The sequence below is a fragment of the Vibrio sp. 970 genome, from assembly GCF_033339075.1.
On record NZ_JAWOTW010000087.1, the window covers coordinates 1 to 1,162 of the forward strand.

The 1,162-nt window shown below is 48.2% G+C and carries 2 pseudogenes; both read left to right on the forward strand.

Annotated features, from left to right (window positions below):
* A pseudogene (locus tag R7Q11_RS24880) lies at positions 1 to 340 on the forward strand (TRAP transporter small permease); the annotation flags it as partial.
* 3 nt (positions 341 to 343) lie between these two features.
* Positions 344 to 1,162 (forward strand): annotated as a pseudogene (locus R7Q11_RS24885) (TRAP transporter large permease); the annotation flags it as partial.

A 1,162-nucleotide genomic window follows, 5' to 3' on the forward strand; every position in this document is an offset into this window, starting at 1 on the left:
TAATTATTGGTATCCCTTTGCGACAGAGCGCGCATGGTATGAAACCGACGATATCCCAATGCCTGAGTTTTTACAGTTCTTAGCGGATTGGCTTAATGAAGGCGAGCGCTACGAAAAACTGCCACGCTTTATTCCTTATTTCGCTTTGCCGCTTGGTATGGCGATGCTCACTTTCCGTTTTTTACAAGTCACTTGGCAGATCGCTACAGGCAAGCTGGATCGCTTGATTGCAGGGCATGAAGCTGAGGAAGAACTGGAAGCCTTAAAAGAAGAAATGAGTGAAGCTGGCGATGCCATGACTCCTCGTTCCTCGAACGATTCTGAGCACAAGGAGCGCTAAGCCATGGATATTTTACTACTGTTTTTAATGGTGATTGGCTTCATGCTCATTGGTGTGCCAATCGCAATTTCTCTGGGTCTTTCCAGTGTTCTTTTCTTAATTCCGATGCTTCTTTGGCGTCAGTTGCTCAAACGCTGTTTAATGCCTTTGCTGGTCACTACACATTGTTGGCGATACCTTTCTTCATTTTGGCCTCAAGTTTTATGTCGACAGGTGGCGTTGCAAAGCGAATCATCCGATTTGCGATTGCCATCGTCGGTTGGTTCCGTGGTGGTCTCGCCATGGCTTCCGTTGTGGCATGTATGATGTTTGCAGCACTGTCTGGCTCTTCACCAGCAACCGTGGTCGCTATCGGTAGTATCGTCATTGCGGGGATGATCAAAAACGGTTACTCGAAAGAGTTTGCTGCGGGTGTTATCTGTAACGCAGGTACTTTGGGGATCTTGATTCCGCCATCGATCGTGATGGTGGTGTATGCAGCGGCGACCGATGTGTCAGTGGGGCGTATGTTCCTTGGTGGTGTGATCCCGGGTTTGCTGGCTGGCGTGATGTTGATGATCGCTATCTACATTGCGGCGAGGATTAAGAATCTACCTAAGCAACCATTCGTGGGACGGAAAGAAACGTTTGATGCAGCCAAAGATGCGAGTTGGGGATTGTTGCAGGTGGTGATCATCCTTGGCGGTATCTATGGCGGTATTTTCACACCAACAGAGGCTGCGGCAGTTGCGGCGGTGTACTCATTCTTTATCGCGAACTTTATATATAAAGACATGGGACCATTTGCTGATAAGCAAAACACCAAACCAGCGATCGTCAAAG